The sequence below is a fragment of the Streptomyces sp. NPDC059009 genome (assembly GCF_042740175.1).
GTDB lineage: Bacteria > Actinomycetota > Actinomycetes > Streptomycetales > Streptomycetaceae > Streptomyces.
Genome location: NZ_JBHYJB010000014.1, coordinates 107,540 through 120,676, shown reverse-complemented (window position 1 = coordinate 120,676; position 13,137 = coordinate 107,540). Strand labels below are relative to the sequence as shown.

The window sequence follows — 13,137 nt, the reverse complement described above, 5'->3', positions numbered from 1 at the left end:
CGATCACGTCAGCATCATGACGGGGCCGCCGGGGCGGCCGTTGCCGACGAACCGCCCGAAGGAGCCGATCCCGTGACATTGGCGGCCGCGACGAAGCGGCCCACATCCGGCGCGCCCGCGCGCAGACCCACCGACCACGGGGCCTGGTTCCTGGTCCTGCCCGCGCTGATCCCGATCCTCGTCCTCAGCGTCGGGCCGCTCCTGTACGGCATCGCGCTCTCCTTCACCGACTCCCAGTCGGGCCGCACGGAGCCGACGCAGTGGATCGGCCTCCTCAACTTCCAGGACCTGCTGCACGACACGCTGTTCTGGGACTCGTTCCGCATCGGCCTGCTGTGGGCGGTCGGCGTCACCGTGCCGCAGTTCCTGCTCGCGCTCGGGCTCGCGCTGCTGCTCAACCAGAATCTGCGCCTGCGCTGGCTGGCCCGGTCGCTCGCGATCATCCCGTGGGCGATGCCCGAGGTCGTCGTCGGCATCATGTGGCGGCTCGTCTACAACCCGGACGCGGGGGTCCTCAACGAGACGCTGCGCGATCTGCACCTGGGCGACGGCAGGGACTGGCTGACCGGGCTCGGCACGGCGCTGCCCGCGGTGATCGTCGTCGGTGTCTGGGCGGGCATGCCGCAGACCACGGTGGCGCTCCTCGCCGGACTCCAGAACACGCCGCGCGAGCTGCACGAGGCGGCCGAGATGGACGGCGCGGGCGCCTGGCGCCGCTTCCTCACCGTCACCTGGCCCGCCCTGAAGCCGATCGCCCTGGCCATCACGGCGCTCAACTTCATCTGGAACTTCAACTCCTTCGCCCTGGTCTACGTCCTGACCAGCGGCGGTCCCGGCGGCCGCACCCGGCTGCCGATGCTCTTCGCCTACGAAGAGGCGTTCCGCTACGGCCAGTTCGGCTACGCGGCGGCGATGGGCTGCGTGATGGTGGCCGTGATCTCCGTGTGCCTCGCCGTCTACCTGGTGGGCCGGCTGCGGGGAGGCGAGGACCGATGAGCACCGGCACCCGCAGGGCGAGCAGGCCCGCGCGCGTGGGCCAGTACCTCGCGCTGCTCGGCTATCTCGTCTTCCTGGCCTTCCCGTTCCTGTGGCTGATCTCCACGGCGTTCAAGCCGCCGCGCGAGCTCGGCAGCCTGCACCCCACCTGGATCCCCGAGGACCCGACGCTCGACAACTTCCGGCAGGCGTTCGACGAGCAGCCGCTGCTGCACGCCGCCGCCAACTCCCTGATCGCGGCGGTCGGCGCGGCCGTCATCGCCGTCGTCATCGCGACGCCCATGGCCTATGTGATGGCGCGGCACCGCACGCTCCTCGCGCGGGCGGCGACCGGCTGGGTGGTGGTCAGCCAGGCGTTCCCGTTCGTGCTCATCATCATCCCGCTGTTCCTCGTCCTGAAGAACCTCCACATGATCAACTCCCTTGCGGGCCTGATCATGGTGTACGTGGTGTGGTCGCTGCCGTTCGCGCTGTGGATGCTGGTCGGGTATGTGCGCGCCGTACCGACGGAGCTGGAGGAGGCGGCGGCGGTCGACGGCGCAGGCAAGCTGCGCACGCTCGTCTCGATCACGGCGCCGCTGCTCGCCCCCGGCATCGTGGCCACGGCGCTGTTCGCCTTCATCACCGCGTGGAACGAGTTCTTCTTCGCCCTCGTCCTGCTCAAGACCCCGGAGAAGCAGACCTTGCCGGTCGTCCTCACGCACTTCATCGGCGCGGAGGGCGCCGCCGACCTCGGCCCGCTCGCGGCCGCGGCGTTCCTCGCGACCCTCCCGTCCCTCGTCGTCTTCGCCCTCATCCAGAAGCGGATCACGGGCGGCATGCTGGCCGGGGCGGTGAAGAGCTGATGCGACGACGGCACACGGCACGCCTGCTGACGACCGCGGTGGCGGCTCTCTCACTGCTGCTTGCGGGGTGCAGCTCCGGCTCCGGGAGCGACGACGGCAGGGTGACCCTCCGCTTCCAGTCCCTGGCCTGGCAGAAGGAGTCCGTCGACGCCAACAAGGAGCTCGTCAAGGAGTGGAACGCGAGCCATCCGGACGTCAAGGTCGAGTACGTCCAGGGCGACTGGAACAGCGTCCACGACCAGCTGCTCACCTCCTTCGAGGGCGGCGAGGCGCCGGACATCATCCACGACGCCTCGGACGACCTCGCGGACTTCGCCTACGGCGGCTACCTCGCGGATCTGCGCACGCTGCTCCCCGAGCGCCTCAAGTCCGACATCCCCGGGCGGAGTTGGGACACCACGACGTTCCCCAGGAAGGACGGCGGTGACGGCGTGTACGGCGTCCCGTTCCTCCAGGAGCCGCGCGTCCTCATCGCCAACGCGAAGTGGCTCAAGGAGTCCGGGGTGCGCATCCCGACGCCGGAGAAGCCGTGGTCCTGGGACGAGTTCCGTGAGATCAGCAAGCAACTGAGCGGCGGCAAGGGGAAGTACGGGGTGGCCTGGCCGCTCAAGGAGCCGGTCTCCGCGACGCTCAACCTGAGCCTCTCCACGGGCGGCCAGATGTTCCACCGGGGCGCGGACGGCAAGGTGGAGATCCGCTTCGACGCGCAGGACGAGGCGGTGCCGCGCACCATCCACGACCAGGTCAACACCGACAAGAGCGCGTCGAGCACGACGCTCGGCATGGGCGGCTCGGACACCCTGCCGGGCTTCTTCGGCGGCAAGTACGCGATGGTGCCGCTCGGCTTCTCCTACCGCCAGCAGATCGTCCAGCAGGCCCCCAAGGGCTTCGACTGGCAGGTGCTGCCCGCCCCGGCGGGATCGGAGGGGCTCGCCCAGGGCGTCAGCCCGCAGACGCTCTCGGTCGCCGAGGACAGCGACCACAAGAAGGAGGCGGCCGAGTTCATCGACTTCTTCCTCCAGCCGAAGAACATGGTCCGCCTCGCCCGCGGCGACTGGATGCTCCCGACGGGCAAGGAGGCCCTGAAGGACCCGGCCCTGCACACCGCCAAGGACGACTGGGCGACGGGCACGGCCCTCGCGGCCGACCTTCGCCCGGCCCCCGCGCAGTCGGTGCGCGGCTACGCGGAGTGGAAGGACAAGATCGCGACGCCCGCGCTCCAGGAGTACTACAGCGGCGCGATCGGCCTGGACGAGCTGCGCACCCGCCTGGTGAAGGACGGCAACTTGGTGCTCGCGCGCTATCAGAGATGACGGGACGGCGGTACGGAGCCGGGGCCCCGCACCACCGTGGTGCGGGGCCCCGTCTCCGTACGAGAAGGAGCGGCCGACGTCACACGGCGACCGACTCCTCCATCTCCTCCTCGACTTCCGCCTCGGCCCCCGAAGCCGCCTCCACGGGCAGCCGCTTGTGGCTGTGGGCCGGAGTGGTGGCCGCGCTCTCCGTGACCCGGCCCCGGCGCTCCACCAGCCCCGCCACCGTCGTCAGCAGGGCGCCGACGGCCAGCCACGCGACCAGCGTCCACACATGCGGGGCGAGGCCGTGGCCGCCGAAGTACACGTGGGTGCGCATGCCCTCGACGAAGCCCGCGCCGTTCCAGAAGGCGTGCAGGGAGCCGAAGAAGCCGTTCTGGAGCTCGGGGCGGAACAGGCCGCCGGACGACGTGAAGTTGAGCATCACGAAGAGCACCATCATGGCGAGCGTGGTCCAGCGCTTCAGGAACGGGTGCAGGCCGACGCCGATCAGCAGGATGCCCGCCGAGTAGAGCCAGGCCATGCCCCACACGCCCCACAGGCCCTGGTGCACCAGGTGGAAGACGGGCCCGGCGAGCGCGGCGCCGATGAGGCTGACCACGAAGGAGACCCCGACGGCCAGGCCCGCGCGGGCCCGCATCCGCAGCGCGCCGCCCGCCGCGCCGAGGACCGCGACCGAGGCGTACGAGCCGATGCTCACCGCGACCAGGAGGAAGAACAGGCCCTGGCCGGTGGGGTCGTCGTCGACCGGGGGCGCCACGTTGGTGATCTTCAGCGGCACGCCCTGCTCGGCGGCGACCGGCGTGAAGAGCTTCTCGACGGCGAGCGCGCTCATGTCGGAGCCCGCGGACGCCACGATCAGCTCGGGCGCCTTCTTGCCGGGCAGATAGGCGCCGGATATCGACTGGGACTTGAGGGCGTCGACGGCGGCGGCGCGCGAGCCCACCGTGCGCACGTCGAGGGCGTCGCCCGCCTGGTCCTTGACGGTCTGCGCGAGCACCTGGGTCTGCTGGCCCGAGCCGACGACGGCGATCGGCAGCTCATGGGGCTCCGGCGTCACGAACGCCCCCATGTAGGCCAGGCCCATGCCGAGGCACATCAGCAGCGGCGTGACCAGATGGAGGAGCACGTGGCGCAGGGGACCGCGCAGCGCGTGGGCGGGTGCGGTAGGGGCAGGGGCAGGCCGCTCGGACATGGCGGGGATCACTTCCAGATGGTTGGCTTATACAACTCTACGGCGATGTTGTACTGTACAACCATTGGCCGGAAGGGAGAAATCGTGGCCGAACGCGACGAGTCCATCGAGATCATTCAGCGGGAGATGACGGCGTTCGCCCGGCGGGCCCGCGCCACCGCCGCGCGGATGCACCCCGAGCTCTCGCTCGTGTCCTTCACGCTGCTCAGCCACCTCGAGTACCAGGGCGGCTGCCGGGCCACGGATCTCGCCGCGCACTACACCCTCGACAAGTCGACGATCAGCAGACAGGTCGGCGCCCTGGAGAAGGCCGGCCTGGTGGAGCGGCGGCTCGACCCGACCGACCACCGGGTGCACGTGCTGCACCTCACCGGGCGCGGCATCGAGGTCCTGGGCCAGGTCACCGCCGCGCGCCGGGTCGCCTTCCGGGAGCGGCTCGCCGACTGGGGCGGGCCGGACCTGGAGCGGTTCGCCGAGTATCTGCTCCGCTACAACCAGGCGGCGGGGGAGTCGGCGGACGAGATCGAGTAGGGGGACGGGCGGGGGCGCGCAGCCGGAAGACTGGTTGCACGAGACGTATCGTCTCGCTTAGGGTGGCGGCATGACCAGTCGCCCGCGTGCCCATGTCGCCATGTTCTCCATCGCCGCCCACGGCCATGTGAACCCCAGCCTCGAAGTGATCCGTGAGCTCGTCGCGCGCGGCCACCGCGTCACGTACGCGATCCCGCACCTCTTCGAGGAGAAGGTCGCCGAGACCGGGGCCGAGCCCGTCCTCTACACCACCACCCTGCCGGGCCCGGACGACGACCCCGAGGCGTGGGGCACCGAACTGATCGACAACATCGAGCCGTTCCTCGCCGACGCCGTCCACGCCCTGCCCCAGCTGGCGAAGGCGTACGAGGGCGACGAGCCCGACCTCGTCCTGCACGACATCACCTCCTATCCGGCCCGGGTGCTCGCCCGCCGCTGGGGCGTCCGCGAGATCTCACTCTCGCCCAACCTCGTGGCCTGGGAGGGGTACGAGGAGGAGGTCGCCGAGCCGATGTACGCGGAGCTCAAGGAGAGCGAGCGCGGCAAGGCGTACTACGAGCGCTTCACCGGCTGGCTGACGGAGAACGGGGTCGACCAGCACCCCGACCCCTTCGTGGGGCGGCCGCCGCGCTCCCTCGTGCTGATCCCCAAGGCCCTCCAGCCGCAGGCCGACCGGGTCGACGAGAGCGTGCACACCTTCGTCGGCGCCTGCCAGGGCGACCGGGCGGCGCAGGGCGACTGGGAGCGGCCCGCCGGAGCGGAGAAGGTGCTGCTGGTCTCGCTCGGCTCGTCCTTCACCAAGCAGCCCGACTTCTACCGGGCGTGCATCCGGGCGTTCGGGGAGCTGCCCGGGTGGCACGTGGTGCTCCAGGTCGGCAAGCACGTCGCGGCGGACGACCTCGGGGAGATCCCCGCGAACGTCGAAGTGCGCCAGTGGGTACCGCAGTTGGCGGTCCTGAAGAAGGCCGACGCCTTCATCACGCACGCCGGGGCGGGCGGCAGCCAGGAAGGGCTCGCCACCGCGACGCCGATGGTGGCGGTGCCGCAGGCCGTGGACCAGTTCGGCAACGCCGACATGCTGCAGGGCCTCGGCGTCGCCCGCCATCTGCCGATGGAGGAGGCCACGGCGGAGGCGCTGCGGGAGGCGGTGCTCGCGCTCGTCGACGACCCGGAGGTCGCCCGGAGGCTCGCGGAGATCCAGCGGGACATGGCGGCGGAGGGCGGCACGCGGCGGGCCGCCGATCTGATCGAGGCGGAGCTCGCGGCGCATCAGCGAGTGTGAGACGGGGGGCGTGTCCTCCGGGGGCGGGACGGTTGTGGTGCTCCCGGAGGGGATTGCGTGGTGATTGGATAACGGCCCGGTCGCTCCATAACGCTCAGGTAACGCGGGCTCATCCTGGAATCGCCATTGACTCATCTGCCCCGTTGGACCCTTACCCCTGCTCAAAGGTTGCACGGTCGGCTTCTTGTTCCTTGCACGAATCACTTCTTAGCGTGAGGTGAACTTCAGTCGAACGCCAGGAAGTTGACCCATGCGTGCAGCCATGCGACAGGACATACCGCCCCTCGATGAGGTGCGCCGCATCACCCAGAAGAAGCGGGACGCGTGGTGGACCGTGCTGCTCGTCGACCCGGTCGCCACGCCGCTCGTGCGGCTGACCGCGATGCGGACGAGGATCACTCCGAACCAGATCACCTGGGGTGCGTTCCTGCTCGGGCTCGGCTCCGCGGCCTGCTTCGCGTTCGGCGACTGGAAGTGGCTGGTCCTCGGCGCCGTCATCTACCACCTGAGCTTCATCCTCGACTGCATGGACGGCAAGGTCGCCCGGCTCACCGGCACCGGCTCGGTGTTCGGCGCCTGGCTGGACTTCGTCTTCGACCGGATCCGCGTGATGGTGTGCGGGGTCGCGCTGATGGGCGGCCAGTACGAGCGCACCGGCGACACCCTCTACATCTGGCTCGCGCTCGCCGTCGTCGGGCTCGACACGCTGCGCTACATCAACTCGCTGGAGATCTTCAAGATCCGGCACTCCATGCGGAAGCAGATCAAGGCCCGCATGAGGGCGGCCCGCCGCGCCCAGAACGAGGCGGAGCTCGCCTTCATGGAGGACCTGCTGCGGGACAACCCCGAGGCCGATGTGGAGCAGGACCTCCAGAAGGCGCAGGACCAGGCCCAGGCGCAGGCCCAGGCCCAGGCGACGGCCGACGCCGCGGCCGACAGCGCGGAGGGGACCGGGAGCGCCGTGCCCGACGCGGCCCCCCAGGGTGCGAGCGGCAAGCCCAAGGCCCAGGTCATCGACCTGCACCAGGAGTTCCGGCGCAAGTTCCCCGCGTACCTGCGGGCCCGCTCCTTCCTGCTGCGCCACCGCATCCGCGCGCACCTGGTGAGCGGCATCGAGTTCCAGATGGGCGTCTTCATCATCGGCCCGCTCTTCGACGCGGTGCTGCCCGCGACGATCGTGTCCGGCGCGCTGCTCCTCGTCTTCGAACTCGCCATCGTCTACAAGCTGTTGCTGTCGACGCGGGACTTCACGCGGACCATCGACTCCTTCGAGAAGGAGCAGCAGGAGCGGGAGGAGCAGGTCGTCACCGCTGCCTAGGCGGGCGGGGCGGCGAGGCCAGGTCGTACGGCCGCGGGTACGGGCCCGGACGGAAGGGCTCGTAGCGCGCGGCCGTCGTCGGGTCCGCGCGCCGCGCCTCCGCGTCGAGGGCCGCCGGGGACGTGTCTCCCCAGCGGCCCGTCGCGATCCGCCGCTCGGTGACATGGACGGCGGCGAGCTCCTCGGCGGGGCTGAAGGTGCAGTGGCCCGCGTTCCCCACGTACGCCTGGCGGAACAGGGCGCCGCGTCCGGCCCTGGTGACCGTGGACCGGTAGGCGCTCTCGGCGCGGACCGGGACGAGGGCGTCGCCCGTGGTGTGGATGTTCAGTTGGGGCTTGGTGAGGCGGCCGGTGAAGGCGATGTTGCGCTTCATGTAGGCGAGGGCGCCCCGGTCGGCCTTGAGGCGCGGTGCCGCGGCGAGGGTGTCCAGGTCGGCCTCCAGGGAGTGGCCCGCCGCCTTGTAGAGGGCCTTGACCTCCTCGTACTGGGAGGAGCGGGCGAGGATCGCCGAGTAGTCCACGCCGGTGTTCCAGGACATGGAGCCGCCGGCCCGCGCCTCGGCCTCCTGGCGCCAGGAGAACGCGGGTGCCTGCACCAGGCCGGTCAACGCCGCGTACTGGTTGGCCTGTTGGGCCGCGTGGTCGCCGGGGGCCGGGCGCGGCTGCTTCGGGTCGTTCCAGCCGGGGACGGCGTGCAGGGCCGCGGCGAGGGCGATGCGGGCGCGGCCCGTGGGGGTCGACTGGGCCCCGGTGAGCGCCGCGCTCAGCTTCCGTGCGTTCGCCGCGGCCTCCGACTGGCCCCGGAATCCGGTGAGCCGGATGCCGGAGTGCGGTGCCAGGAGCGTGCGCAGGGCGAAGACCGGGTCGAGCGTGGAGTTCCAGTTGGCGACGCCGCCGTGGACCAGGCCGCACATCGAGAGCGAGCCGTCGATGCGGTCCGCGTGCCGCTCGGCGAGCGCCGTGGTGACCAGGCCGCCGTACGACTGGCCCCAGGCGAGGGTGCGCCGGGCCGCGCCCACCCTGGCGGTGAACGCGTCCAGGGCGCCGAGCTGATCGGGCACCGCCTGCTCGACGGCCCAGCCGGTGGTGGCGTACGAGGAGCCGACCAGCGCGTACCCCTCCTTCAGGAGCAGCTTCCTGGCGGCGTCGTCGGGGGCGGTCTGCGCCGGGTTCGGGGAGCCCGCGGGCCGGTAGCCGTGGCTGAACAGGAGCACCGTGCCGTTCCAGTGCTCCGGGGCGTCGACGGCGTACGCGGCGCCGGAGGGCAGGGTGCCCTCGAAGTGGCCAACAGCGGTGTCCGCACGGGCAGTTGGGGCTGCCCCGGCGGCCATCGACACGAGGGCGGCGAGGGCCGCTGCGGTGCCTCTGGCGCGCCGTACGCGGGGGGATGCTGCCAGGGATGTCGTACGCATCAGGGGTGTGCTCCTTCCGTGGGGCGGACGTCGACGGGGGCGTCGCCGAGCGTGGCGCCGCTCGTCTCCCGCAGCCGCCAGACGGTGAGCGCCGTGACGGCGGCCCCGGCGGTGAGCAGGAGGGCGACGGGGGTGCTGGAGTCGTACGAGGCGAGCAGGGAGCCGGCGATGAGCGGGGAGAACCCGGCGCCGAGCAGCGTCGCCGTCTGGTAGCCGAGCGAGGCGCCGGTGTAGCGGACCCGGGTGCCGAACATCTCGGTGAGCAGGGCGCCCAGCGGCCCGTACATCGTGGACTGGGCGATGCCGTGCCCGAGCACACAGGCCAGGACGAGGAGGCCCGGGCGGCCGGAGTCGGCGAGGGCGAAGACCGGGAAGGCCGTCACCGCCGAGAGCAGCGCGCCCGTGAGGACCACGGGGCGGCGCCCGACCCGGTCGGAGAGCGCGCTGGCGAGCGGCATCACGAGCAGCGCCGTGCAGGAGGCCACGGTCACGCCGGTCAGGACCTGCGGCCGCGCGTATCCGGAGTCGACGGCGTACGAGATCATGAAGGTGGTCATCAGGGACTGGGCCGTGAACGGGCCGATGCCGACGCAGGCGGCGAGCAGCACGGTGCGGGGCGTGCGCAGCACGTCGAGCAGGGGGAGCCGCGGGGCGTCCCGTCGGCGGTTCTTCTCGGCCGTGAACAGGGGGCTCTCGGCCACCTTCAGGCGGATGTAGAGCCCGGCGGCCAGCAGTACCAGGCTGAGGAGGAAGGGAACGCGCCATCCCCACGCCCGGAACTGGTCGTCGGGCAGCGTCGACACGAGGGTGACGACGGCCGTCGACAGGACCGTCCCGAGCGGCGCGCCCAGCTGCGTGAAGCTGGTCCACAGGCCGCGCGGCCGGTCGCCCGCGTGCTCGGCGACCATCAGGGTCGCGCCGCCCCACTCGCCGCCGATCGCGACGCCCTGCACCACGCGCAGCAGGACGAGCAGGACGGGCGCCCAGACGCCGATGGCGTCGTACGTCGGGAGCAGGCCGATGAGGAAGCTGCCCGTGCCCATCAGGACCATCGTCAGGAGCATCATCGACTTGCGTCCGAGCCGGTCGCCGAAGTGTCCGAAGAGGATGCCGCCGAGGGGCCGGGCGGCATAGCCGGCGGCGAAGGTGCCGAAGGCCGCGACGGTGCCGACGGCGGGGTCGGCCTCGGGGAAGAACAGGTCGCCGAAGACGAGGGCGGCGACCGTTCCGTACACCAGGAAGTCGTAGAACTCCACCGCGGTGCCGAGCAGGCCGGAGAGGGCGACTCTGCGCAACTGCCGGGTGCCGTGCGCGGGTTGGGCGACGGGCATGGCGGGCTCCTGAGGGCGGCTGGTGGGTGGGGGCTACTGGTAGAAGCGGGAGAGGCTGCGCAGCACGCAGGCGGGCTTGGCGGCGCCCTCGATCTCGACGGTGCCGTCCACGGCGATCTGCACGCCGCCCGGCACCTCGTCGACGGTGGCGAGGCGGCCGACCAGCCGGATGCGCGAGCCGGCCGGCACCGGGGCGGGGAAACGCACCTTGTCCAGGCCGTAGTTGACCTTCGTGGTGACGCCCCGGACGTCGAGGAGCTCGGTGAACAGGGGGATGAAGAGGGAGAGCGTGAGATAGCCGTGGGCGATGGGGGCGCCGAAGGGGCCGGACGCCGCGCGCTCGGGGTCCGTGTGGATCCACTGGTGGTCGCCGGTGGCGTCGGCGAAGGTGTCGATCCGTTCCTGGGTGACCTCGGTCCAGGCGCTCGCGCCGAGGTCGGCGCCGGCCAGCTTCTTGAGCTCGTCGAGGCCGTCGACGGTGGTCGTGGTGGTGCTCATCTCGCGTACTCCTAGGGGTGGTTGGGGTGGCCGTAGCGGCGGCGCAGCGCGGGCTTGAGGAGCTTTCCGGAGGCGGTGCGCGGCAGTTCGGCGGCGATCGCCACGGATTTCGGGATCTTGTACTTGGCGAGGCGGCCCGCGAGCGAGGCGAGCAGTTCCTCCGGGTCGGGGGCCGTGCCCGCGCGCGTGACGACCACGGCGCGCGGCACCTCGCCCCACTTCTCGTCGGGCACGCCGATGACGGCGCACTCCACGACGTCGGGGTGGGTGAGCAGGGCGCTCTCGACCTCGGCCGGGTAGATGTTCTCGCCGCCGGAGATGATCATGTCCTTGAGGCGGTCGGCGATGGTGACGTACCCGTCGGCGTCCCGGTGCGCGGCGTCGCCCGTGCGCAGCCAGCCGTTGGCGAACACGGCCGCGCTCTCCTGCGGCAACCCCCAGTAGCCGGGCATGACATGGGGCCCGCGCACCAGGATCTCGCCCACCTCGCCGGTGTCCGTCCCGGTGAGGTCGGGCCGCACCACCCGCACGTCGGTGAAGAAGTGCGGGACCCCGGCCGAGCCCGCCTTGCCGACGGCGTGCGCGGCGTCGAGGTAGAGCACGCCGGGCGCGGCCTCGGTCATGCCGTAGCCCTGCTGGAAGGCGAGGCCGCGCTCCGCGTAGGTGGCGATGAGGGGCTGGGGGACGGGGGCGCCACCGCACATGAGGACGGTCAGGGTGCTCAAGTCGGCGCTGGACCAGCGGGGTTGACGGGCCATCTGCTCGTACATCGTCGGGACGCCGAACATCGCGGTGACGCGGTGGCGTTCGACGAGGGCGAGGGCCGCGGCCGGGTCGAAGGACTCGACGAGGACGCAGGTGCCGCCCTTGAGGAGGACCGGCAGGGTCAGCATGTTCAGGCCCGCCGTGTGGAAGAGGGGGGCCGTCACGAGGGCGGTGGCGGTGGCGGTGAGGTCGGCGTCGACGAGGACGTTGAGGGCGTTCCAGGTGAGGTTGGCGTGGGTGAGCATCGCGCCCTTGGGGCGGCCCGTGGTGCCCGAGGTGTACATGATGAGGCAGATGTCGTCGCCGGTGACGGCTTCGTCGAGCGCCTCGCTGCTTCCGGAGGCGATCAACTCCTCGTAGTCCGGACCGACTTCGACGACATTACGGAGGGTGGGCGCGGCCCCGCGCAGGGTCTCGGCCGTCTCCGCGTGCGCGGGGGCGTGGACGAGGGTGCCCGCGCCGGAGTCGGTGAGCTGGTGGGCGAGTTCGGGGACGGCCAGGCGGGTGTTGAGCGGCACGAAGACCGCGCCGAGGGTGCCCGCCGCGAAGAACGTCTCCAGGAAGGCCGGGTGGTTGGGGCCGAGATAGGCGATCCGGTCGCCGCGCCGCACGCCCGACTCCCGCAGGGCGCGGGCCAGTTGGGCGGTGCGGGTGTGGAGTTCGGCGTACGAGGTGGTGGCGCCCTCGTGGTGGAGGGCGGGGTGGTGGGGGGTTCTGCGGGCCCGGCGGGCGGGCCAGGAGCCGATTCCCTCGTTGCGCATGGGAGTTCCCCCTTTCAGGCGAGCCCGAGGAGCCGGGCGGCGTTCTCCTTGAGGATCTTGGGGCGGACCTCGTCCTTGATCTGCAGCTTCTCGAAGTCGGCCAGCCAGCGGTCGGGCGTGAGGACCGGGTAGTCGGAGCCGAAGAGGACCTTGTCCTTGAGCAGCGTGTTTGCGTACTGGACGAGCTGCGGCGGGAAGTACTTGGGCGACCAGCCGGAGAGGTCGATGTGCACGCCCGGCTTGTGCGTGGCGACGGCGAGGGCCTCGTCCTGCCAGGGGAAGGACGGGTGCGCGAGGATGATCCTCAGGTGCGGGAAGTCGGCGGCGACGTCGTCGACGTGCAGGGGGTTGGAGTACTTCAGGCGGATCCCGCCGCCCCCGGGCACGCCCGCGCCGATGCCGGTCTGGCCGGTGTGGAAGAGGGCGATGGCGCCGGTCTCCTCGATCACCTCGTACAACTGGTAGGCCACGGCACGGTCGTTGGGGAAGAAGCCCTGGATGCTCGGGTGGAACTTGAAGCCCCGCACCCCGTACTCCTCGACCAGCCGGCGCGCCTGCTTCACCCCCGCCCGGCCCCGGAACGGGTCGATGGAGGCGAACGGGATGAGCACGTCCGGGTGGGCGGCGGCGGCCTCGGCGACCTCCTCGTTAGGGACGGGCTCGGTGCCGGTGGCCGACTCGGCGTCGACGGTGAAGACGACGGCGGCCATGCGCCGCTCCCGGTAGTACGTGGCGATCTCGGGCAGCGTGGGCCTCCGGTCGCGGCCCTCGACCTTGAAGTACGAGCTGGAGGCGGCGTCGAGCTCGGCGGAGAGGGAGGCGGCGCCCTGGGACGAGACCTCGGCGTGGGTGTGGACGTCGATCGCGGTCAGACGGCTCACGTCCATGGCG

General features: G+C 71.5%; 12 protein-coding genes. 6 read left to right on the top strand and 6 right to left on the bottom strand.

The genetic code is table 11. The features are described from left to right. Positions 1 to 72: 72 nt before the first annotated feature. The 3 genes from ACFWYM_RS16605 to ACFWYM_RS16595 are packed head-to-tail and all read left to right on the top strand — an operon-like array spanning position 73 to position 3,154. Positions 73 to 996, top strand: a complete 924-nt coding sequence (locus ACFWYM_RS16605) for a carbohydrate ABC transporter permease (protein WP_384836539.1) — start codon at positions 73 to 75, stop codon at positions 994 to 996. Further along, positions 993 to 1,841 (top strand): carbohydrate ABC transporter permease, encoded by an 849-nt coding sequence (locus ACFWYM_RS16600; protein WP_384836536.1) that lies wholly within the window; start codon positions 993 to 995, stop codon positions 1,839 to 1,841. The genes ACFWYM_RS16605 and ACFWYM_RS16600 overlap by 4 nt, the downstream gene beginning before the upstream one ends. Next, positions 1,841 to 3,154 (top strand): ABC transporter substrate-binding protein, encoded by a 1,314-nt coding sequence (locus tag ACFWYM_RS16595; protein WP_384836533.1) that lies wholly within the window; start codon positions 1,841 to 1,843, stop codon positions 3,152 to 3,154. The genes ACFWYM_RS16600 and ACFWYM_RS16595 overlap by 1 nt, the downstream gene beginning before the upstream one ends. A 79-nt stretch (positions 3,155 to 3,233) precedes the next feature. Here the strand turns inward: ACFWYM_RS16595 and ACFWYM_RS16590 are convergent, their stop codons facing one another. Beyond that, positions 3,234 to 4,349, bottom strand: a complete 1,116-nt coding sequence (locus ACFWYM_RS16590; RefSeq protein WP_384836531.1) for a hypothetical protein — start codon at positions 4,347 to 4,349, stop codon at positions 3,234 to 3,236. A gap of 84 nt (positions 4,350 to 4,433) precedes the next feature. On the opposite strand from ACFWYM_RS16590, the gene ACFWYM_RS16585 reads away from it, so the two are divergent. The 3 genes from ACFWYM_RS16585 (at position 4,434) to ACFWYM_RS16575 (ending at position 7,480) form a co-directional block, all read left to right on the top strand. Beyond that, positions 4,434 to 4,880, top strand: a complete 447-nt coding sequence (locus tag ACFWYM_RS16585) for a MarR family winged helix-turn-helix transcriptional regulator (protein WP_384836528.1) — start codon at positions 4,434 to 4,436, stop codon at positions 4,878 to 4,880. Between the two features lie 70 nt (positions 4,881 to 4,950). Further along, positions 4,951 to 6,162, top strand: coding sequence for a macrolide-inactivating glycosyltransferase (gene mgt / locus ACFWYM_RS16580; RefSeq protein WP_384836524.1), 1,212 nt, complete (start codon positions 4,951 to 4,953; stop codon positions 6,160 to 6,162). Between the two features lie 262 nt (positions 6,163 to 6,424). Next, entirely contained in the window at positions 6,425 to 7,480 is a 1,056-nt protein-coding gene (locus ACFWYM_RS16575; protein ID WP_384836734.1) for a CDP-alcohol phosphatidyltransferase family protein, read from the top strand. Here ACFWYM_RS16575 and ACFWYM_RS16570 read toward each other — a convergent pair. The 5 genes from ACFWYM_RS16570 to ACFWYM_RS16550 are packed head-to-tail and all read right to left on the bottom strand — an operon-like array spanning position 7,467 to position 13,133. Then, positions 7,467 to 8,891, bottom strand: a complete 1,425-nt coding sequence (locus ACFWYM_RS16570) for an alpha/beta hydrolase family protein (protein ID WP_384836521.1) — start codon at positions 8,889 to 8,891, stop codon at positions 7,467 to 7,469. The two genes, ACFWYM_RS16575 and ACFWYM_RS16570, sit on opposite strands and share 14 nt — an antisense overlap. Then, entirely contained in the window at positions 8,891 to 10,222 is a 1,332-nt protein-coding gene (locus ACFWYM_RS16565) for an MFS transporter (RefSeq protein ID WP_384836518.1), read from the bottom strand. The genes ACFWYM_RS16570 and ACFWYM_RS16565 overlap by 1 nt, the downstream gene beginning before the upstream one ends. A 33-nt stretch (positions 10,223 to 10,255) precedes the next feature. Next, complete coding sequence (locus ACFWYM_RS16560; protein WP_384836515.1) at positions 10,256 to 10,720, bottom strand: MaoC family dehydratase; 465 nt, start codon at positions 10,718 to 10,720, stop codon at positions 10,256 to 10,258. Positions 10,721 to 10,731: 11 nt separating this feature from the next. Next, entirely contained in the window at positions 10,732 to 12,246 is a 1,515-nt protein-coding gene (locus ACFWYM_RS16555) for a long-chain fatty acid--CoA ligase (protein WP_384836512.1), read from the bottom strand. 14 nt (positions 12,247 to 12,260) lie between these two features. Further along, positions 12,261 to 13,133: an amidohydrolase family protein gene (locus tag ACFWYM_RS16550; protein ID WP_384836731.1), complete on the bottom strand. Its 873-nt coding sequence runs from the start codon at positions 13,131 to 13,133 to the stop codon at positions 12,261 to 12,263. Positions 13,134 to 13,137: the final 4 nt, after the last annotated feature.

Excerpts from the sequence above, each read along its gene's own strand:
- ACFWYM_RS16570 (WP_384836521.1), bottom strand. The coding sequence starts at position 8,891 with ATGCGTACGACATCCCTGGCAGCATCCCCCCGCGTACGGCGCGCCAGA.
- ACFWYM_RS16550 (WP_384836731.1), bottom strand. The coding sequence starts at position 13,133 with ATGGACGTGAGCCGTCTGACCGCGATCGACGTCCACACCCACGCCGAG.
- ACFWYM_RS16560 (WP_384836515.1), bottom strand. The coding sequence starts at position 10,720 with ATGAGCACCACCACGACCACCGTCGACGGCCTCGACGAGCTCAAGAAG.
- ACFWYM_RS16575 (WP_384836734.1), top strand. The coding sequence starts at position 6,425 with ATGCGACAGGACATACCGCCCCTCGATGAGGTGCGCCGCATCACCCAG.
- ACFWYM_RS16555 (WP_384836512.1), bottom strand. The coding sequence starts at position 12,246 with ATGCGCAACGAGGGAATCGGCTCCTGGCCCGCCCGCCGGGCCCGCAGA.
- ACFWYM_RS16600 (WP_384836536.1), top strand. The coding sequence starts at position 993 with ATGAGCACCGGCACCCGCAGGGCGAGCAGGCCCGCGCGCGTGGGCCAG.
- ACFWYM_RS16595 (WP_384836533.1), top strand. The coding sequence starts at position 1,841 with ATGCGACGACGGCACACGGCACGCCTGCTGACGACCGCGGTGGCGGCT.
- mgt (WP_384836524.1), top strand. The coding sequence starts at position 4,951 with ATGACCAGTCGCCCGCGTGCCCATGTCGCCATGTTCTCCATCGCCGCC.
- ACFWYM_RS16590 (WP_384836531.1), bottom strand. The coding sequence starts at position 4,349 with ATGTCCGAGCGGCCTGCCCCTGCCCCTACCGCACCCGCCCACGCGCTG.
- ACFWYM_RS16565 (WP_384836518.1), bottom strand. The coding sequence starts at position 10,222 with ATGCCCGTCGCCCAACCCGCGCACGGCACCCGGCAGTTGCGCAGAGTC.